17 protein-coding genes are annotated in these 19,573 nt (G+C 44.4%); 8 read left to right on the forward strand and 9 right to left on the reverse strand.

Features of this window, described 5'->3' with window-relative positions; genetic code table 11:
• Positions 1-82: 82 nt before the first annotated feature.
• The 3 genes from NAF17_RS14395 to NAF17_RS14405 all read right to left on the reverse strand — a co-directional run bounded on the left by NAF17_RS14395 (position 83) and on the right by NAF17_RS14405 (position 2,281).
• Positions 83-703 (reverse strand): carboxypeptidase-like regulatory domain-containing protein, encoded by a 621-nt coding sequence (locus tag NAF17_RS14395; RefSeq protein WP_252758703.1) that lies wholly within the window; start codon positions 701-703, stop codon positions 83-85.
• Between the two features lie 104 nt (positions 704-807).
• Positions 808-1,086, reverse strand: a complete 279-nt coding sequence (locus NAF17_RS14400) for a NifU family protein (protein WP_252758704.1) — start codon at positions 1,084-1,086, stop codon at positions 808-810.
• Between the two features lie 88 nt (positions 1,087-1,174).
• Positions 1,175-2,281 (reverse strand): Mrp/NBP35 family ATP-binding protein, encoded by a 1,107-nt coding sequence (locus NAF17_RS14405; RefSeq protein ID WP_252758705.1) that lies wholly within the window; start codon positions 2,279-2,281, stop codon positions 1,175-1,177.
• A gap of 103 nt (positions 2,282-2,384) precedes the next feature.
• Here NAF17_RS14405 and NAF17_RS14410 point away from each other — a divergent pair, with 103 nt between their 5' ends.
• The 4 genes from NAF17_RS14410 (at position 2,385) to NAF17_RS14425 (ending at position 6,314) form a co-directional block, all read left to right on the forward strand.
• Positions 2,385-4,664: a transglycosylase domain-containing protein gene (locus tag NAF17_RS14410; protein WP_252758706.1), complete on the forward strand. Its 2,280-nt coding sequence runs from the start codon at positions 2,385-2,387 to the stop codon at positions 4,662-4,664.
• Positions 4,665-4,666: 2 nt separating this feature from the next.
• On the forward strand, positions 4,667-5,059 hold the full coding sequence (locus NAF17_RS14415; protein ID WP_252758707.1) for a hypothetical protein: 393 nt from the start codon (positions 4,667-4,669) through the stop codon (positions 5,057-5,059).
• A gap of 95 nt (positions 5,060-5,154) precedes the next feature.
• Positions 5,155-5,784, forward strand: coding sequence for an NAD(P)H-dependent oxidoreductase (locus tag NAF17_RS14420; protein WP_252758708.1), 630 nt, complete (start codon positions 5,155-5,157; stop codon positions 5,782-5,784).
• A gap of 164 nt (positions 5,785-5,948) precedes the next feature.
• A complete protein-coding gene (locus tag NAF17_RS14425) occupies positions 5,949-6,314 on the forward strand; it encodes a response regulator (RefSeq protein WP_252758709.1) in 366 nt (121 codons plus the stop codon).
• Between the two features lie 728 nt (positions 6,315-7,042).
• Here the strand turns inward: NAF17_RS14425 and ligD are convergent.
• From ligD to NAF17_RS14445, 4 genes are all read right to left on the reverse strand, one after another.
• Positions 7,043-9,787, reverse strand: a complete 2,745-nt coding sequence (gene ligD, locus NAF17_RS14430; protein ID WP_252758710.1) for a DNA ligase D — start codon at positions 9,785-9,787, stop codon at positions 7,043-7,045.
• A gap of 45 nt (positions 9,788-9,832) precedes the next feature.
• Positions 9,833-10,249, reverse strand: a complete 417-nt coding sequence (locus NAF17_RS14435) for a VOC family protein (RefSeq protein ID WP_252758711.1) — start codon at positions 10,247-10,249, stop codon at positions 9,833-9,835.
• Positions 10,250-10,347: 98 nt separating this feature from the next.
• Entirely contained in the window at positions 10,348-11,538 is a 1,191-nt protein-coding gene (locus NAF17_RS14440; protein ID WP_252758712.1) for a threonine synthase, read from the reverse strand.
• 110 nt (positions 11,539-11,648) lie between these two features.
• Entirely contained in the window at positions 11,649-12,110 is a 462-nt protein-coding gene (locus tag NAF17_RS14445; protein WP_252758713.1) for a hypothetical protein, read from the reverse strand.
• A gap of 159 nt (positions 12,111-12,269) precedes the next feature.
• On the opposite strand from NAF17_RS14445, the gene NAF17_RS14450 reads away from it, so the two are divergent.
• A complete protein-coding gene (locus NAF17_RS14450; RefSeq protein WP_252758714.1) occupies positions 12,270-13,136 on the forward strand; it encodes an OmpA family protein in 867 nt (288 codons plus the stop codon).
• A gap of 64 nt (positions 13,137-13,200) precedes the next feature.
• Here NAF17_RS14450 and NAF17_RS14455 read toward each other — a convergent pair whose 3' ends face one another.
• Both NAF17_RS14455 and NAF17_RS14460 read right to left on the reverse strand, forming a co-directional pair.
• A complete protein-coding gene (locus NAF17_RS14455) occupies positions 13,201-13,881 on the reverse strand; it encodes a response regulator transcription factor (RefSeq protein ID WP_252758715.1) in 681 nt (226 codons plus the stop codon).
• 60 nt (positions 13,882-13,941) lie between these two features.
• Complete coding sequence (locus NAF17_RS14460) at positions 13,942-15,204, reverse strand: MFS transporter (protein WP_252758716.1); 1,263 nt, start codon at positions 15,202-15,204, stop codon at positions 13,942-13,944.
• A 185-nt stretch (positions 15,205-15,389) separates the two neighbouring features.
• On the opposite strand from NAF17_RS14460, the gene NAF17_RS14465 reads away from it, so the two are divergent.
• From NAF17_RS14465 to ybeY, 3 genes are read left to right on the forward strand one after another with little or no spacing between them, the layout of a single operon-like run.
• Complete coding sequence (locus tag NAF17_RS14465) at positions 15,390-18,713, forward strand: DUF4175 family protein (RefSeq protein WP_252758717.1); 3,324 nt, start codon at positions 15,390-15,392, stop codon at positions 18,711-18,713.
• Positions 18,691-19,134, forward strand: coding sequence for an ATP-binding protein (locus NAF17_RS14470; protein WP_252758718.1), 444 nt, complete (start codon positions 18,691-18,693; stop codon positions 19,132-19,134). The genes NAF17_RS14465 and NAF17_RS14470 overlap by 23 nt, the downstream gene beginning before the upstream one ends.
• On the forward strand, positions 19,134-19,559 hold the full coding sequence (gene ybeY / locus NAF17_RS14475) for an rRNA maturation RNase YbeY (protein WP_252758719.1): 426 nt from the start codon (positions 19,134-19,136) through the stop codon (positions 19,557-19,559). The genes NAF17_RS14470 and ybeY overlap by 1 nt, the downstream gene beginning before the upstream one ends.
• Positions 19,560-19,573 lie beyond the last annotated feature (14 nt).

Here is a 19,573-nt window from a genome sequence, read left to right on the forward strand (position 1 = left end):
CTTAGCTAATCAAAAATACAATAATGTATTGCCAACAGAGATAAGGTTCTAATATTAATTTGGAGAATAAAATTCTTGCCTCTTACTTACTGTCCCCATCGGTTATCGACTTGATCAAACTACCCCAGGCAAGTGGGTTAAGTAAGGGGTTAACCCGAGAGTGCTGGTTAACAATGTCCTGGTGCATGTATTGCGCGTTGGCAGATTGGATCTCCTGCGCGTCACGTGGCAGGGTGTTGGCCATGGCTACTATAGAAGTGCGACTGATGTTTTTACGGGCTATCTCCAGGTCGTCATCGGCTATTTTCGCGTTCACAAAGTCCTTGCGGAACTCATCTGTTGTGGCCCAGGGGAAAACCCTAACCATTGGCAGGTTAATCATCTGCTGTCTGATAGTTACCTGTACGGTGTAGCTTTTGCTTTTAATGTTTTGGGGTATCACCACAGTAACGGGCGCAAAACCTATCGCGGTAAACTGCAGGGAATCCTGCTCGTGCACTACAAAAGAGAAATAGCCCTTATAGTTGGTGATATTTACCGTATTGTGGCTGCTTGTGTTGGTTACGGTTACGTAAGGCACAACCAAACCTGTACTATCGGCATTGTATACCACACCGGTAAACTGTACCAGCGGGTTCTCTTTTTGTTGGGAGAATGCCGATATAGACACCAGTAAAAACAATATGCCAATTAATTTTTTCATTTATTTATATAACACAAAACACCTGCCATGTTTATTAACGTTAAATAAGCGGGTAAAAATACATCATTGAAATATATCAATAACGTATTTAACACTTCTTAACACTATCTTAAGTTTTCGGGAAGCACGGCATTGGGGTCATCAATGTCGGTTAGGTTTACTGCTTCAATGCCGATAATTTCCGGTACGGCCTTTAAAATGGCTTGCTCTATTCCCGCCTTAAGCGTCATGATGCTCATAGGGCACGAGCCGCATGAACCTAATAACTTAAGCCTTACCACTTTTTCAGGAGTGATTTCTTCGATAGAAACGTTACCGCCATCTGCCTCTAAGTAAGGCCTTATGGTATCCAACGCTGCTTCCACCTGATCTGTTAAACTCATTCTAATTTAAATTATAAAGTAAAGTTATTAATAATAATCAACATCCTTATACACGCCCCCTCTAAATCTCCCCGCAAGGGAGGGCTTCTTAAAGCCCCTGCTTACCGGAGAGGGTTTGTGGTGAGGCTACATCGGCCTTTTGGGCGTTACAAATAGAAACCTGCTGGGCAACGCGCCTGGCCATTTCCATAAATGCGGTAGTCATTACGCCATCATCGTCCATTACAATTGGCCGGCCCGCATCGCCCGAATCGCTGATACCTTTTATCAACGGAATCTCTCCCAAAAAGGGCACATCTAACGTTTGGGCAAGCTTGCGGCCGCCGCCTTGTCCAAAAATGTAATATTTATTATCGGGCAGTTCTGCCGGGGTAAAGTAAGCCATGTTCTCCACCACGCCCATAATAGGCACATTAATAGCCGGCATCATAAACATCCCAATACCTTTTTTAGCATCGGCCAAAGCCACATTTTGTGGCGTGGTAACAATTACAGCGCCCGTAACCGGGAAGCTTTGTGTAACCGTAATATGTATGTCGCCGGTACCCGGTGGCAGGTCTATCACCAGGTAATCCAGTTCGCCCCAGTCGGCATCATTAAACAATTGTTTAACCGCGGTAGATACCATTGGCCCGCGCCATGGCACGGGCTGGTTAGGGTCGGTAAAGAAACCTATCGAAAGCAACTTGATGCCAAATTTTTCAATGGGCTCAATGCGTGTTTTGCCGTTCTCCTGTGTAGCTTTTGGGCGTACGCCTTCCAGGCCAAACATAATGGGGATTGACGGGCCGTAGATATCAGCATCTATCAAACCCACTTTAGCGCCCGTTTTTGAAAGTGCAATCGCCAGGTTTACCGATACAGTAGATTTACCTACCCCGCCTTTACCGGAAGCTACCGCGATAATGTTCTTCACACCCGGTACACCCGTATTACGCTGGGTGGTTACCTGCGAGGTCATGTTCACCATAACCTCTATCTCTTTGCTAATGAAGTGGCCAATGGCATTACGGCAGGCATTTTCTATCAACGCTTTAAGCGGGCATGCCGGCGTGGTTAGCACTACCGAAAAGGTTAGCTTGTTACCGTCGATATGTATATCCTGGATCATGTTTAGGGTTACCAGGTCTTTTTTAAGATCGGGTTCCTCAACATTTCCAAGGGCTTGTAAAACTTGTTCTTTAGTAAATTCCATATTTATTTCATCTCAAAAATACGAAAACAGGGGCCGGCATGCGTTTGTTATGAAAAACAATTTGCAGCTTGCAACCGTTTGCAAACATTGTAATTAATTAGTTTTGAAGCAAAATTCCTATATGCGCCGTATCAACCCCAAATATATCCGTATTGCAGGTATAACTGTTCTTGTATTAGTAGTTATTATGCTAATAGGCGGATACGTGGCCTACTCTAAGCGCGAGGTATTGCTTCAAAAAGCCATTTACAAAGCTAAAGCAAAAGCAAAAAGGGATTATAATTTAGATGTAAAAATAGGCTCGGCAAAGTTTACGGGCTTAAGTACAGTGGCTTTTACCGATATTAGTGTGATCCCTTTTCAGCGCGACAGCCTGCTGAATATCAAAAACTTTAGTGTAAGTGTTAAGCTATTCCCGCTCATATTCGGCAATATTAAACTGGCCGATGTGATCCTGCAGGATGGTTTCCTGAACCTTACCAGCATCAAAGGCGTCAAAAACTTCGATTTTCTGTTTAAAAAGAAGAAGGATACCACCAACACCGGCAATAAGGTAGACCTGTCTGTACTTTCCAATAACCTCATCAACGAGGTGCTTTACAAGATCCCCGATAACCTGTCGCTGCATAATTTTAAGATGAGTTTTGTGGACGATAGCACCAAAGTAAAGATGCTGGCTCAAACGGCTATCATTAAAGGTGGTAAGCTTGCCTCAACCATCAACGTGAATGACGGCGATGCAACCTGGCATATCGATGGCAAGATGGCACCATCCGACAAAGACATTGATGTGCACCTTTACGCCGATGGCAAAAAGGTGGAACTACCCATCATCCAAAAGAAATTTAAGCTAAAGCTGAATTTTGACACCATTAGCACCAAGCTAAGCAACGTTAAAAACAGCAGCGGCGAAACCAGGATCTACGGCTCGTGGAGTGTGCGCAACCTCTTGCTGAACCATCCGGGACTATCTGTGAGCGATATTGTGGTGCCTTACGGTTCTATTGATGCCAATGTTTTTGTGGGCAGTAACTATGTTTCGTTAGATAGTTCATCGGTTATCCACCTAAAAAAACTAACGGCTAACCCCTACTTAAAATATACCCTTAACCCGGTTAAAATTTACGAGGCAAAGGTTAATACCGGCTGGGTGAACGCGCAGGATGTTTTTGATTCGTTCCCTACCGGGATGTTCGAATCATTGGATGGCATTAGGGTTACCGGTAAGCTAAATTATAGCTTAAACATGTTCATGAACCGTGCGCACCTGGATGACATGGTATTTGATTCGCGCCTGCAAAAGGATGGCGATTTTAAGATCCTGAAATACGGCCGCGCAGACCTGGGCAAGCTTAACAGCACCTTTGTTTACATCCCTTACGAAAAAGGCAAGCCTATGCCGCCGCATACAATCGGGGCCGGGGCAACTAACTTTACGCCTTTAGAAAACATTTCGCCAAACATCCGCAACGCGGTGATGACCGCCGAAGACCCTTCATTTTATACCAATCGTGGTTTTGTGGACGAGTCTATCCGCAAATCCATCATTACGGATATTAAGGAAAATAAATTCAAACGTGGTGGCAGTACCATTTCCATGCAGCTGATCAAGAACGCGTTTTTGAGCAGGAACAAAACCCTGTCGCGCAAGATCGAGGAGATCCTGATCGTTTGGCTAATAGAGAATAACCGCCTCATGAGCAAAAACCGCATGCTGGAGGTTTACTTCAACATCATCGAATGGGGCCGGGGCATTTACGGTATTGGCGAAGCTTCAAGATATTATTTTGGCAAATCGCCGTCGGAATTAACTATTGGCGAAAGTATTTACCTGGCCAGTATAGTTCCTAACCCTAAGGCCGGCTTGTACGCATTTCAGCCCGATGGGAGCCTAAGGCAGGGCCTGCACGGCTACTTTAACCTCATAGGCAGGCTGATGGCTAAAAAGGGCCTTACCCAGCCCGATACCAACGCTTATGGCTTCTATAGCGTTCGCCTGCGCGAGGGCTTGCGCCAAACTATAGCACCTATTGATACCGCGGTTGCCGATAGCCTGATGCACCAATCTGAAGACGACGATGCTGGTGGCGTAGGTGTTGCCGCACCTGTTTTTGAAGAGCCTAAAAAACCAGGTTTCTTCCAGCGCATGTTCGGTAAAAAAGATACTACCGAGGCCAAAATGGAGAAGAGGATCGAAGAGACCAACGATGCCATTAAAGCCCGCCTTAAACTGGAAATAGAAAAGGTAAAAGCCGATTACAAATTGAAAGTGGATAACGTAGATACCGCCGGCCGTACTAAAAAAGAAATTAGAGCGGAAAAGAACCGCCTGAAGGACGAAGGCAAAGCAAAGGTTAACGAATTAAAAGACCGGATGCCTTAACCATGCAGGAAAAGTTTGATATTGCTTTACCCGGAGATCTTGCCATTTCGCTGGATAACGACGCCTTACGATCAACAATTGAAATGCTGTTCAAGCCTGGCATACAGCCCTATAATTTATTGCTTGAGGCGTTAACTGAGGAGAACCGGGACAAGTACGGCTCATCAAAGTTTGACGCGATTGCTTTCGAGGTAAAGCGTTTTGACCCCATTACATTTAAAGGCCGCATCCGCGTCAACTATAAATTACAGCTTACCTTTAGCTGCTCGGCTATTGTAAACGACCTCCACAACCAGCACTCCTACTGGAACTTTGAGATCGACCCAATTTTAAAAACCGCCCATTTTGAAGGCGAAGAATATGGCGACCTCCGCTCCACCTCCAACGAATTTTAAATTTTACCTCCTGCAATGATAGTATTTACTTATGTATGACCAATGTGCGTGTTGCAACATCTATATTTGTACCCATAACTAAATAAAGAAACAACATGTCATTAGTAGATAATTTAAAATGGCGTTACGCCACTAAAAAATTCGACAGCACAAAAAAGATAGCTGCCGAAAAATTAAAAGCCATATTAGATGCCGTGCAACTGGCACCATCATCATTAGGTTTACAACATTACCGCATATTGGTAATTGAAGATGCAGACACGCGCGAAAAATTGAAAGCTGTAGGTTACGGCCAAACGCAAATTACGGATGCCTCGCAGCTGATCGTATTTGCCGCCGAAACTAACATTAACGAAGATTTTGGCAAAAAATACATAGATAACGTTGCCGCAACCCGCAACATTCCCCGTGAAGCATTAGCTGGTTTTGAAGACATGGTATTAGGCGCTATCAACGGCCGCACACCAGAACAATTGTTGATATGGGCACAAAAACAAGCTTATATAGGTTTAGGTATTTTGGTAACTGCCGCTGCAGACCAACACGTAGACATTTGCCCTATGGAGGGTTTTGACCCAGCCGGTTTCGATGAGGTATTGGGCTTAAAAGAAAAAGGCTTAACCGCTACCGTTATTGCAACAATAGGTTACCGCGCCGAAGATGATGAGACCGCAAACGCCGCGAAAGTACGACGCCCTGCCAGCGAATTTTTTATACATATTTAATACATGTTGTGGTTATTAAACCACAATATTATCATAAGAGCGCGTAACCGGAAATCCGGTCGCGCTCTTATGCTTTATAGTTGTTTATACTTAAGATTAATATAATTGCCTTAATATTAAACGCGTTATAAATATCGGCACGGGCTTTGCAGAACCACCATATTATGCGCAAGAGAATATTAATAGTAGACGATAACGAATTGATAATAGAAGTAATGAGTTACATACTGATCAATAACGGCTACGATGTATCCTCGCTGCCGAACGGCGAACGCGTGATAGAAGAAGTGCGAAAAACCCATCCCGATCTGCTGATCATGGATGCGAACATGCCCGGCATGGATGGCCGCGATATTTGTAAGATCTTAAAACTCAATAAATCTACTATGGATACCCCGGTTATCATTTGCTCTGCAGAAGAAGACCTGGATTTAGCCATGACTCAAGAGGGCGCCCCGGATGATATTCTCCATAAACCTTTCGATATGACGGTGCTTATTAAAAAGGTGGAAGTGCAGTTAGTTGCCTAAAGCTCACACTTATGTCATTGCGAGCGTGGCGTGGCAATCTTCAATAGAACGTCGGCGATTGGTTCTCCGTTAGGAGCAGTTTTAGTTGCCGTTAAGCCTGTGGATGTTCATTTTCTTTGCCTTAGCCGCAAAGAAAACGAACCAAAAGAAAAGGCCAAGTCAAAGCGAAGCTTCCGCCCGCCCTGCCGGTTCTTAACGCTTCTCGCCGCATGCGCGGACTTAGAAGCTAAACCGACATTCCCGCCATACGCCCGGCCCGCCCGCTTTGACGTTTAGGCCGACGCTTTTTTAGCTCCTTGTCATCCTGAGCGATAGCGAAGGATCTATTATTGAACTTTGCAATCGATTATACATGGCGGCGATCAGATGCACTCCGTTGGCTAACGGATCAGCATGACAAATTGCTCAAACAATGAGCCTGATAAACAGAATGTTAGCTCTCCTAATGCGGCCTTAGCGCGTTGCGGATAGCACAGGCATTGCCTCACCACACCCTTTAACAGCGACGCGGTACAGCCGCGTGTTTTTTCTTTGGTTCTGTTTCTTTTTTGCGACAAAAAAGAAATGAACATCCACAGGCTAAAAGACACCTACTGCCATTCCTAACGGAGAACCAATCGTCGACTTGTCCTAAAGAGATTGCTTCGTACCTCGCAATGACGTTGGGATAAGGCGAACGGATTCTATTCGTAGAGACGCGATACTTCGCGTCTTTCTAAACCCTATTGTTACTTAAATATACCCTGCGCTTTTTTGATCGTCTTCTCCAGGTTTATCCCTTTACCAAGTACCCCCTTAAACAGATCGCCCTCTTTTTTGAGGCGGGCAATAGTATTATGGATGGTAAAGTGCTTCATGGTAAGGCCGGGTTTTACTTCGTCCCAGTGCAGGGGCATGGAAACGGTTGCGCCGGGTTTTGGGCGTAGCGAGTACGGGCCGGCAATGGTTGCACCGGGGCGGTTCTGCAAAAAATCGAGGTACATTTTGCCTTTGCGGTTTTTGATCATTCGCTCCAGTGAGGTATAATCGGGGATCTGCTCGTGCACGATGTTGACAATGAGGCGGGCAAACATCTGCGACTGGTCGTAATCGTACTTAGCCTCCAGCGGAATGTAAATGTGCATGCCTGTAGAGCCGGAGGTTTTGCAGTAGCTTGGAACATCAATGGCATCAAGCACCTTCTTTACTTCCTGCGCGGCTTCAATCACCTGGTCGAAGGTGTTTTTATCGGGGTCGAGGTCGATAATGCAATAGTCGGGATTATCAGGCGACTGTATCCGGCTAAACCAGGGGTTCATTTCGATGCAGCCCAAAGATGCCATCCAAAGCAAAGTGGCTTCATCATGCCCAACTAAATAATCTTTATCCTCGCCATCGCTGGTGGTATAGGGGAATGTTTTCACCCAATCGGGCGATTTGCCGCGGACATCCTTCTGATAAAAGCTTGGCCCTTGGATGCCATTAGGGAAGCGGTTAAGGGATAGCGGGCGATCTTTCAAATATGGCAGAATATACTCAGCAACCTGGTAATAGTAGTTGAACATATCCCGCTTGGTAATGCCATCCCCGGGCCAGTAAACCTTGCTGAGGTGGGTAAATTTCAGGTCATGTCCGCAAATCTTTTTTACCTGGGTTTCTTCATTAGGGTTCAGCAGCGTACGCTTAACGGCTTCTTTGGGCGCGGCAACCAATTTATGTTGAGAGGCCTTTTTTGTTTCGGTGTGATGCTCTTCCTCCTCCACAATGCCGGTGGTATCGGCTTCCGTTTCGCGCACTACCTCTTTGGCATTTTTATCAACCCGCATCCCCTCGAACGATGGGTGGCGGAACACGCCGTCGCTGGTTACCTCGGCAAAGCTTACTTCGCAAACCAGTTCTGGCTTTAGCCAGGTAGCTTTAGCCTTCGGCGGATTAGGGCGGAAACGGGATGGTTTGTTTACGTTTGGTTCGCTGGTAAACGGCACTACAACTGTTATCAATGGCTTAAACGTCGCCATCATTTCCTTTTGCAATTTGTTTGAAAAGCCTGTACCCACTTTGCCTGCATACAATAATTTGCCATCTTCGTAAACCCCTAACAACAGCGAGCTAAATTGCTTGGCGGTTCCTTCGTTTTTGGTGAAGCCGCCAATAACCACCTCCTGCCGTTTGTTGATCTTTATTTTTAGCCAGTCTTTAGAGCGGTTATCGGGCGCGTAGGTGCTGTTGCCACGTTTAGCCATAATGCCTTCCAGGCCAATTTTGCCGGCAGCCTCAAAAAATTCGGTGCCGTTGGCCTTAAAAGTTTGGCTGATGCGCACGCGGTCGTCATCCGTTGGGATCACATCGCGCATTATGGCCTGGCGATCTGTCAACGGCAGGTCCATCAGGTTTTTACCCTCGTACCAAAGTATATCGAACACGTATATTACCAATTCGCCATCGGCCTCGCTGCGCCAGTTTTGCAGGGCGCCAAAGTTAGACACGCCTTTATCGTTCAGCACCAATATCTCCCCGTCGATAACCACGTTAAGCTTCCAGCTTTCCAGTATTTTTTTTAGCGGGTAGTATTTCTCATTAAAATTCTTGTTATTGCGCGACAGTAGCTGTACCTCGCCTTTGTATATGAAGCCAAGCGTGCGGTAACCGTCCCATTTCACTTCATATACCCATTTAGGGTCGTCAAAGGGTTCGTTCACCAGGGTAGCCAGCATGGGTTTTATGCCGGTAGGGATCTTGCCTTTGGGTGCTTTCTTCAGGATCGCTTTAACGTTTATCTTCTTATCTTCAGATGCTTCCCCAGCTTCTTCTGCCAAATCTGCCACAGGCTCATGAAGTTTTTTTTTTGATGAGGCCTTCTTTGGTTTCTCTTCTTCTACATTCTGCTCTTCGCCATCCTTCCAAACCTTTTCGCTGGTTTTTTCCATCTTCTCGATAGTTTTGCCGGAGAGTACAGATTTATCTTTTTTTGTGATGTCGGCGGCAGACGCAAAATCGTCTTTATGTTTAATAAGCAGCCAGCCATTCTCACCCATGCCATGGGTTTTTACCAGGGCATATTCGCCTTCCAGTTTTTCGCCGTGAAGTTTTATTTTCAGCGAGCCGTCTTTAAGTTGTTTCAGCAGATATTTCTCCTGTGCTTTTTTGCCGCCCTTTATTTCCTCGATAGGCTCGTAGGTGCCCTCGTCCCAAACGATGACCGTACCACCGCCATATTCACCCTGCGGGATAATGCCCTCAAAGTTGCGGTAGTCGAACGGGTGGTCCTCCACCATCATGGCCAGTCGCTTATTCTTGGGGTCGGTTGAGGGGCCTTTGGGTACGGCCCAGCTTTTAAGTACGCCGTCCATCTCCAGCCTAAAGTCGTAATGCAGGCGCGATGCATCGTGCTTTTGAATCACGAACATCAGTTTAGCTTTATCCTTGGTGCTACCGGCTTTGGGTTCCGAGGTTTTTTCAAAATCTCGTTTTCGGGCATATTTCTCCAGGCTCATAACTAACTAACGTTCAGTGTTAATTATGGTTTGAAAAGAAATTAATTAGAAATTAAGCGGTTGCGGGCCGGAGTCCGGGTCAAACACAGACAGGAAATTGCCTGCCGGGTCTTTGAACCAGGCGATGGTTGGCCCACCGTTGTCTTTGGATACGCCGTGTTCGTCGGTCTTCAGGTATTCGCTGTCGTAGATCTCAAATTTTACGCCGCGGGCGGTAAACTCTTTTACGGTTGCCTCCACATCCTTCACCGGAAAGTTTAAAATGGTGTAGGTAGCCGGTTGATGGTCGGGTTTGTTGTACACCAAAATATTGTTTTGGTTGCCATCGATATGGATGGTGAGCATGCCGCCCATGTCCTCGGCCTTGTCAACTTGCAGGCCTAAAACTTCGCCGTAAAATTGGTGAGCGGCATCAACATCATTGACAGAAAACCCGCTGAACGCTTTTGAATCTTTTAACATGACGCTTGTTTTTTAATTGTATTTTACAGTACAAAAATGCAGCCAATAAAGAACAATCAGGGTCAGTTTTTGGTGATTGACGGGCGTTTTTTGGTGATTTAAATCGTTATATTTTCCAGGTATTTGTACCCGCTTCCGGTGTTTACCAAAACAATGGTCTCACCGGGTTTTATCCAGTTAGATGCTTTTAGTTTTTTATAGGCCTGCCATAATGCAGCGCCTTCAGGGGCTATCAGCATACCTTCGTGCCGGGCAATCTCCTTTACGCCGTCGTTCATTTCTATATCGCTAATGGTGAGGGCAGTACCGTTACTATCACGCAGCACTTTCAATATAATCTTATCCGCAAATGATTTAGGCACACGCAGGCCATTGGCAATCGTAAAACCTCGATCCACAAATTCTGCACTGTAATCCCCTCCTTTAAAGGCGGTTACAATACCATCGCAACTTTCGGATTGTACAGTAACCATACGTGGGCGCTTGCTACCTATCCAACCCAGCTGCTCCAACTCGTCAAATGCCTTCCAGATGCCTATAAGGCCTGTTCCGCCACCTGTGGGGTAAAGTATTACATCGGGCAACTCCCAGTTAAACTGCTCGGCTATCTCAAAGCCCATAGTCTTCTTGCCTTCAAGGCGATAGGGTTCTTTCAGGGTCGAGATCTGGAACCAGCCGTGTTCGGCAGAACCTTCGGCAACCCGCTTACCGCAATCCGCAATATTGCCGTCAACCTCCACTAAATCAGCACCATACAATCGGCATTCGTCCTTAAATACCTGCGGGGTTAGCTTGGGCATATACACGATGGCTTTAACACCGGCACGTGCAGCATATGCGGCCAATGCCCCACCCGCGTTACCCGCGGTTGGGGTAGCTATGGTTTTAATACCCAACTCTTTAGCTTTGGAAACAGCCATACCAATGCCGCGTGCTTTGAATGAACCCGTTGGGTTGCCCGCTTCATCTTTCCAGAATACCTGATTGCCGATAGTATCATGGGTAAGGTTTTTTATGGGGATAATGGGTGTAAAACCCTCGCCCATGGTAACAATATTCTCATCATCCAAGACAGGAAGTAACTCTCGGTAACGCCACATATTGGCAGGGCGTCCCATCAAAATTTCTTTACTAAGTGGCTGGCTTAGATCATATTGCGCGAAGAGTGTGCTGTTGCATCCCTCGACAATACAAAATGTATTTGGCTGGGCGGCGTCATACTCCGCACCGCAAGCCGGGCATTTTAAATTGATCAGTCTGGATTGTCCCGTTGTTGTGCTGTTAACCATGGCTTTATTATAGGCCGGCAAGATATTAACAAGCTAATATATCCGCAAATTTTTAACTATAATGTTACTACAATTTTGCCTGAAAGTGATGCTGCCAACCAATAAAAATATTAATCCTCGTCGTAAACTGTAGCGGCCAACTTTAACGCGTTAGCAGGTGTATTTGCCACGGTTATTTCGGGTATAGCTATAGACAACTGGTCTTTAACGTTAAATGAGATGGCTACATTGGCTGTACCTGTTGCAAAATCATAAGTGGTTCCGGAGGCATCGGTGGTGCTTAACTGGCATTGTTTGTCGCCAAGCGCTAAAACAGTTTTAGGCACAAGCTGGTAAGTGCCTGCTGCTGTTGGGAAAGTTTTAAAAAAAACGGTTAAAGTGCCTTTATGGCCGTCTCCGCTGTCATTAAATACAATTGTGTTGCCGCCTGTTTTAGCGGTTGTGTTAACATAATGTGTAATGCTGCCCAGTGACCAGGTATTGTCTGATGTTACTACGTCGCTGTCTTTTTTTGAGCAAGCATTAAATAATAACATGGCTGCTGCCAGCATAATTGTTAGTCCTTTTTTCATAGATAATTTTTTAGATGTACGGCAAATATGCCCTTTTTGTTAAAAATATGTCAAACCATTTTCACTTGGCACCAATACCATAACGGCCTAATTAAAACTTTATTCCATATAAACCGTTCTTATACATTACAGTTAAATTTTTTCACTAAATTTTTTTTTATGAAACTCCGAATATTGATACCGGCGTTATTTATTACAGCCGTTGTAGCCTCCAGTTGTGTAAGCAGCAAAAAATATAAAGAACTACAAGCCAACTACGATAAACTTGACAGTAACACCCGCGAAATGAAAGGCAGGTACCTGCTTACCGAACGTAACCTTGGCCTCGCAACAGAAAGAGTAAAAGGCCTTGATGAACAATTAGCATCAGAACGATCTAACAATAAACAACTACAATCGGCCCTTGATAAGTGTTTAACCTCAAGCGGACAAGGTAACTTAAACATTTCTAAACTGGTTGATGAGATCAACAGCTCTAATAAATACATTCAGCAACTGGTTAATGCCAAAAACAAGAGTGATTCGCTTAATATGGTGCTTACCAATAATTTAACCCGTTCGCTAAGTCAGTCTGAAATCCAAGATGTTGATGTGAAAGTGTTGAAAGGTGTAGTGTATATTTCCCTTTCGGATAACATGCTTTACAAATCGGGCAGTTATGACCTGACTGATAAAGCAGGTACAACCTTAAGCAAAATTGCCAAGATCATAAAAGATTACGCCAATTACGATGTACTGATAGAGGGCAACACCGATAATGTGCCGATCACCATGAAGAACATCCGTAACAACTGGGACCTGAGTGCTTTAAGGGCATCGTCTGTAGTGCTTGCATTGCAAACAACTTACCAGGTAGACCCTAAACGTTTAACCGCAGGTGGCCGTGGCGAGTACAACCCAATTGCTGATAATAGCACAGCAGCAGGTAAGGCCCAAAACAGGCGTACGCAAATTATCATCACCCCTAAACTAGATCAGTTTATGGACCTGATAGGTAAAGCACCCGAAACAGCACCGGTAAAATAATAGGTTTAAAAGTTTTTATTGAAAAGGCCTGCTCAAGTTGAGCAGGCCTTTTTTTGATGATTATTTAGATCAGATCAAATGCCCGGGCGTATTGCATCAACTCGTAAGTACCAGCATTTAGTTTCTTTTTGATGTTTTTACGATGCGTTTCGGCTGTAGTTACAGAAATAAAAAGCTCATTAGCTATATAAGCCGCGCTTTTGCCATGGGCTACCAGGGCCAGTACTTCTTTTTCGCGCTTGGTTAATTGGGAGTATTGTTTAAAGTTTTTGCGCAGAAAATTGTTGTCGGCAAGCAGCCTGTCGGCCTTAGCGTTCATGTGGTGCATGGCATCCAACGGTATCGCTACGGTAATGGTCATACTTGGTTTGCCGGTATGGTCCCGCATAAAAATTTTGGTGCTTGACATGTGCCAGGTCCAGTCGTCATTCCGCGGGAACCTCACTTGTTGGAAATAGGTTACTATCTCCTCGTTGTTGTTGTTCTCTAAAAGGGTTAATATCCTGGGTACATAATCCTGCGCATCGTCGGCATTAAAGTATCGTTTGTAATACTCTTGTGCGGTAATTGATGTGATATCTTCAATTGACGTTTGTAAACCATCCAGCCCCCGCTTAGAAATATAAACTACCGACCAATCCCGCAAGTCGTGGATAATTACCGTGCAAGGCAACAGGTTAAGCATTGTAGCAAACTCTTCAATTTTGGGGATGATCTGTTTAGGCAGGTTTAATTTGTGAAGCATACCCCAAAGTACAGGTTTAAAGAGCTGCACTTACCCCGTTAAATCACGGTATTTATTGGGTTAAACAGCCGCTTGTAAATGTTGCTCGTCAACAGCCATCACATTATCTTTCTGCTTCAGTTTCTCTTTTCGCTGATAGCGGAAATGCAGCAAGCCGATAAGTAATGCCGCGATACCTTCAAGCAAAATTGTATCCGGCGCTCCTATCCATTTAGATACCGAGCCAACAAGCAACCCACCAATCGGTTGCAAACCAAAAAACGCCATGGCATAAAAACTAATTACCCGCCCGCGCATACCCGGTTCAACTGTGGTTTGTATCAGGGTGTTGCTGATAGTGATCTGCGACATCATACCGAAACCCGTAATAGTTGCAAATACCAATGCCAGCCAATAGGTGTTCTCGTGCGAGAACAGCACCAGGCCAATACCAAATATAAGCGTGTTAACACTCAGGATCTTTTTTAAATTACTCCCTGCTTTAAGCGATGCCAAGAATATTGCCCCGGTAAATGCCCCAAGCCCAATTACGCTGTCTATTACCCCAAATGTTGTGGCGTTCCCTTTAAAAACCTCGCGGGCGTAGTATGGTATTAATGTGCTAAATGGTAATACCAGCAGGCTTATCAGTCCAAGCATCAGTATCACAAACGAAATAGATGGGGTGGCCTTCAAGTATGCAAACCCCTCACGCAACTCGCCAAATACATTTTGCTTGTGCTCTGCTTTTACATATTTGGGCATGCGCATCATTAATAACGACCCTATTACCGCTATAAAACTTGCAGCATTAAGCGCAAAGCAAAAGCCATCGCCCCAATACTCTAATATAAACCCGGCTATGCCGGGGCCAATTAAACGCGATAGATTTACCATGGAGGAATTGAGGGCCAGCGCATTAGGCAAGTCCTTTTTATCCTCTATCATTTCATACACCAATGATTGCCTTGCGGGGACGTCGAATGCATTAATGATGCCGAGCACAACGCTTAGCACCAATATCTCCCATACTTCATAATGTTTCAACAGCACCAATACAGCTAGTATAGTAGCCTGTATCATGGAGGCTACTTGTGTGGAAAGCAACACCCGGAAACGATTGTACCTGTCAGATACCACACCACCCAAAAGCGATAGTAAAAATGACGGGAACTGGCTGGCAAATAGCGTAACTCCCAGCATAAAAGTAGAATGGGTAAGCGAATAAATAACCCAGCTTACGGCTGTTTTTTGCATCCAGGTACCAATAAGCGATACGGATTGCCCTGCGAAATATAAACGGTAGTTACGGCTGTGGAATGCGTTGAAGGTGGTAATATTCATTATATATAAATTCAACGACAATAAATGCCCGCTAATTGTTTCCGGCAAACTATGTAATAATTAAATTACCATAACGTGGCATTGATGCGGGTGGATAAACACAGGCCATTTTTTAAAAGATGCCCGGCGTATCAATTAATACATTATTTTCGTTTTATTGCGTATGTTGGTAGCTTATCCTAACTATGACCCAAGCCGAAAACTATGATCTGTTGATCGAAAAAATCAACACCTTTATTCGTAAGTACCATTTTAACAACCTTCTGCGCGGACTGATATTTTTAGCCGCAGGTATATTTTCGGCCTACGTGGTGATCACATTACTGGAGTACTTCGGTAATTTTAATACAACGCTACGTACCATCCTCTTCTACTTTTTTATCCTGCTGAATGTAGGTCTGATCATCTGGCTGGTATTGCCACCGCTATTCGCCAGATTAAAACTGGGCAAAACCCTAACGCACTTACAGGCCGCCGAGATCATTGGCCAACATTTTAATGATGTGCACGATAAGTTACTGAACACACTACAGTTAAAAATGCAATCCACTGAAAATGCAGAACACCGCGAATTGCTTGAGGCCTGTATCAACCAAAAAATAGAAACTTTAAAGCCGGTTAGTTTCCCATCGGCAGTAAACCTCCGCGAGAATAGCAAATACCTAAAGTGGGTAATCCAGCCTGCGGCTGTTATTTGCATCATCGCATTCGCGGCACCATCAATTTTAACGGAAAGCACTAAAAGGCTCATTCGCCATAACGAATATTTTGCGCCCGTTGCACCATTTCAGTTTGTATTGTTCAATAAGAACCTATCGGCAGTACAGGGCGAGGATTACAAACTCGACCTAAAATTAACCGGCGACAAACTACCAAACGATATTTATGTAGAAACGGCTAACAATACATTTAAGTTAGATAAAGAGAACATCAGCCGTTTCCATTATCTGTTTACCAACCTGCAAAAAAACACGTCGTTTAAATTGGTGGGTAATGGGTTTAGCTCGGCACCATATGAGATAAGGGTTAATCTTAAGCCCGTTTTATTAAATTTTGATGCCGATTTAACCTATCCCGCATATCTCCACAAAAAAAACGAAACCATTACCAATGCCGGCGACCTTACCCTGCCTGCCGGCACTGTTGTGACCTGGAAATTCCACACGCAAAATGCCTCTAAGCTTTTGTTTAAGATTGATGGCGCTAACAAACCCTTAGCACCAACAAGCGGCAATTTGTTTGAGCATCGCGAAAGCATCCTAAAAAACACGGCTTATAGTGTTAGTCCGCTAAATAATAATGTGCAACGAAACGATTCTGCCACTTACCGCATTAATGTAATTGCAGATGAGGCTCCCGCTATTGAAGTACAGGAAAAGCCGGATTCGGTAAGTATGAAAGCCTTTTATTTTAATGGCAGGATTCAGGACGATCATGGCTTTTCGTCATTAATCTTTCGTTATAAAATTGGCGAAAAAAGAGGCGAACATTCCGTAAACAAACCGGTTAAACTGGATCTGTCTGCCACCCAATCAAATTTCTTTTATTTCTGGGATCTGAAAGAACTGGGCATCCGTCCCGGGGATAACGTTACCTACTATTTTGAGGTTGCCGATAACGACGGCGTTACCGGCCCTAAAAAAGCACGCACCCCCGAGCGCACATTGAATGTGCCTGATGCCGGCCAATTGGCCGAAGAGTTGAACAACGGCAGTAATGCAGTAAAAGAAAAAATGCAGTCGGCAGTAAAATTGGCTGCGCAGCTTGAAAAAAGCGCGCAGAAGTTGAACCAAGCGTTGTTGGATAAAAACGCCCTTTCGTTCGATGAGAAAAAGCAGGTGGAAGAGCTGCTACAAAAACGCAAAGATTTGGATGAGTTAGTAAAAGATACTCAGGCCGATAACAAAAAGAACCTTTACAACAGGCAGGAAAACCAGCAGCAAACGCAGGAACTGAGGGAAATGCAAAAGCAGATTGAAAACCTGTTTAACAATGTGCTGGATGATAAGACCAAGGAAATGCTGCAAAGATTACAACAGCTGTTGCAGGAAAGCCAAAAGGATAGCACCCGCGACGAATTATCTAAAATGCAGTTGGACAATAAATCGTTAAAGAAAGAGCTTGACCGTATCCTGGAACTATATAAAAAGCTCGATTTTGAACAAAAGCTGAACCAAAACGTAAACCAATTAAACCAACTGGCGCAAAATCAGCAAAAGCTATCAGACCAAACTCAAAAGGCTGGTAACAACAATAAGGACCTGCAGCAACAAGAAAAGCTGAGTAACCAGTTTAATAACATCAAAAAACAGCTGGACGAACTGCAAAAAGAAAACGAGAAGAACGGCAACAAACAAGAGTTTAAAAACCCGGAGGCCGAAAAGCAGTCGATAGATGAGCAGATGAACAAAAGTTCGGATGCGTTAAAAAAAAACAGCCGCCCGCAGGCATCAAAAGCGCAACAGCAAGCCGCCAAACAAATGAAGCAGCTTGCCGATAAACTAAAGAACGATGAAAGCGAAGGACAGGAGAGCGAAAACGCCGTTGATGCCCGCCAGCTGCGCGAATTGTTAAAATCTTTGGTGAACAGTTCGTTCACTCAAGAAAAAATAATGCAGCAATTACGCAATACCAGTCCTACCGATCCGGGCTATATCGCGTTAGCGCAAAAACAAAAAGATGTTAAGGATAATTTAAAAACAGCTGAGGATAGTTTGTATTCGCTTAGCCGACGCATTCCGCAGATACAATCGACCGTTAACAAAGAAATTGCTGGTATTAATGAGCAAATAGACCAATCTTTAGATAATTTAGGCGAGCGCAAAACGCCCGAAGCCCTGCGCAACCAGCAATTTGCTATGACCAGTATGAATAATTTAGCACTTATGTTAAGTGAAGCACTTGCTCAATTGCAAAAACAGCAAAGCAAAAGTGGTAGGGGCAAAGGCAAACAACCTTCGTTATCGCAATTAAGCAAGATGCAGCAGCAGCTAAATCAAAACATGCAAAAGGCGCGCGAGCAGTTGCAGAAGATGGGTAACCCTCAAACTGGCAAAACCGGACAGCAAGACCAGCAAGGCATGAGCGAGCAGTTTGCCAAAATGGCGCGCGAGCAACAAATGATTAGGCAAACGTTGCAGCAAATAAATAAAGAGAACAATAAAGACGGTACTAATGGTTTAGGAAATTTAGATAAAATTTCAAAAGAAATGGAACAAACTGAGAACGATCTCGTAAACAAGAAAATTACAAACGAAGCGTTAAAAAGGCAAGAGCAAATAAAAATACGTTTGCTGGAGGCCGAGAAAGCGGAGCAAGAGAGAGAGCAGGACCAAAAGAGGGAGAGCCGGGCGGCAAGCAACATGCCGCCGGGGTATATTAAAGCTTTGCAGGACTATGAGCAGGTTAAGACAAAGCAAACGGAACAAATAAGAACAGTACCTGCGGCGCTTAACTTGTATTACAGGCAAAAAATTAAAAAATACTTTGATCAACTTAATGGAAAATGATATGGCACAGGCGAACGTTCAAACGGAACTTTATACACTACAACTTCCGTCAAAACACGAAAGCATTACACCGCTGGAGGCTTTAATAGAAGAGGTAGCGGATAAACATAACGTAGCCGAAGATGTGTTTGCCAACATGATGACCTGCCTTAACGAGGCGGTTATTAATGCAATTATACATGGCAATAAATTAGACCCCAATAAAAAGGTTTACGTAAATGTTGAGGTTTATGGCAAACGCATCATTTGGACCGTTACTGATGAGGGTGCCGGTTTCGACTATAATAACCTGGCAGACCCAACAGCTGCCGACCGCCTGGAAGAACTTACCGGCCGTGGCGTATTTATATTAAAGCACCTTGCCGACCAATGTATATTTAATGCAAGTGGTAACGAGGTTGAACTACACTTTAAAATATAATGCCCGCAATTACTTTCCATGAGGAAGACATCAGTTATAAATTAAAAAACAAAAACGCGGTACGTAAATGGATCACCAATACCATTGTTGCCGAGTGCTATAAACTGAGCGAGCTTACCTATATTTTTTGCACCGACGAATACCTGCTAAAGATCAATCAGGAATATCTTGATCACGATACTTATACTGATATCATCACCTTCGATAATTCGTATGAAAAAGGAGTAATTGTAGGCGATATTTTTATTTCTATAGAACGCATTAAAGAGAACGCTGCCAAATTTGGCGTTACGCCGGGGCAGGAACTACACCGAGTGATCATTCACGGCACACTGCACTTATTGGGTTACCCGGACAAAACCCCTGCCGCTAAGAAAAAAATGACGCAGAAAGAGGATTTCTATTTGGATAAAAGAGGTTTTTAATACCTAATTTTACA

The sequence above is a fragment of the Mucilaginibacter aurantiaciroseus genome, assembly GCF_024055595.1.
Classification (GTDB): domain Bacteria; phylum Bacteroidota; class Bacteroidia; order Sphingobacteriales; family Sphingobacteriaceae; genus Mucilaginibacter; species Mucilaginibacter aurantiaciroseus.

Excerpts from the sequence above, each read along its gene's own strand:
- NAF17_RS14395 (WP_252758703.1), bottom strand. The coding sequence starts at position 703 with ATGAAAAAATTAATTGGCATATTGTTTTTACTGGTGTCTATATCGGCA.
- NAF17_RS14400 (WP_252758704.1), bottom strand. The coding sequence starts at position 1,086 with ATGAGTTTAACAGATCAGGTGGAAGCAGCGTTGGATACCATAAGGCCT.
- NAF17_RS14405 (WP_252758705.1), bottom strand. The coding sequence starts at position 2,281 with ATGGAATTTACTAAAGAACAAGTTTTACAAGCCCTTGGAAATGTTGAG.
- NAF17_RS14415 (WP_252758707.1), top strand. The coding sequence starts at position 4,667 with ATGCAGGAAAAGTTTGATATTGCTTTACCCGGAGATCTTGCCATTTCG.
- NAF17_RS14420 (WP_252758708.1), top strand. The coding sequence starts at position 5,155 with ATGTCATTAGTAGATAATTTAAAATGGCGTTACGCCACTAAAAAATTC.
- NAF17_RS14425 (WP_252758709.1), top strand. The coding sequence starts at position 5,949 with ATGCGCAAGAGAATATTAATAGTAGACGATAACGAATTGATAATAGAA.
- ligD (WP_252758710.1), bottom strand. The coding sequence starts at position 9,787 with ATGAGCCTGGAGAAATATGCCCGAAAACGAGATTTTGAAAAAACCTCG.
- NAF17_RS14435 (WP_252758711.1), bottom strand. The coding sequence starts at position 10,249 with ATGTTAAAAGATTCAAAAGCGTTCAGCGGGTTTTCTGTCAATGATGTT.
- NAF17_RS14440 (WP_252758712.1), bottom strand. The coding sequence starts at position 11,538 with ATGGTTAACAGCACAACAACGGGACAATCCAGACTGATCAATTTAAAA.
- NAF17_RS14445 (WP_252758713.1), bottom strand. The coding sequence starts at position 12,110 with ATGAAAAAAGGACTAACAATTATGCTGGCAGCAGCCATGTTATTATTT.
- NAF17_RS14450 (WP_252758714.1), top strand. The coding sequence starts at position 12,270 with ATGAAACTCCGAATATTGATACCGGCGTTATTTATTACAGCCGTTGTA.
- NAF17_RS14455 (WP_252758715.1), bottom strand. The coding sequence starts at position 13,881 with ATGCTTCACAAATTAAACCTGCCTAAACAGATCATCCCCAAAATTGAA.
- NAF17_RS14460 (WP_252758716.1), bottom strand. The coding sequence starts at position 15,204 with ATGAATATTACCACCTTCAACGCATTCCACAGCCGTAACTACCGTTTA.
- NAF17_RS14465 (WP_252758717.1), top strand. The coding sequence starts at position 15,390 with ATGACCCAAGCCGAAAACTATGATCTGTTGATCGAAAAAATCAACACC.
- ybeY (WP_252758719.1), top strand. The coding sequence starts at position 19,134 with ATGCCCGCAATTACTTTCCATGAGGAAGACATCAGTTATAAATTAAAA.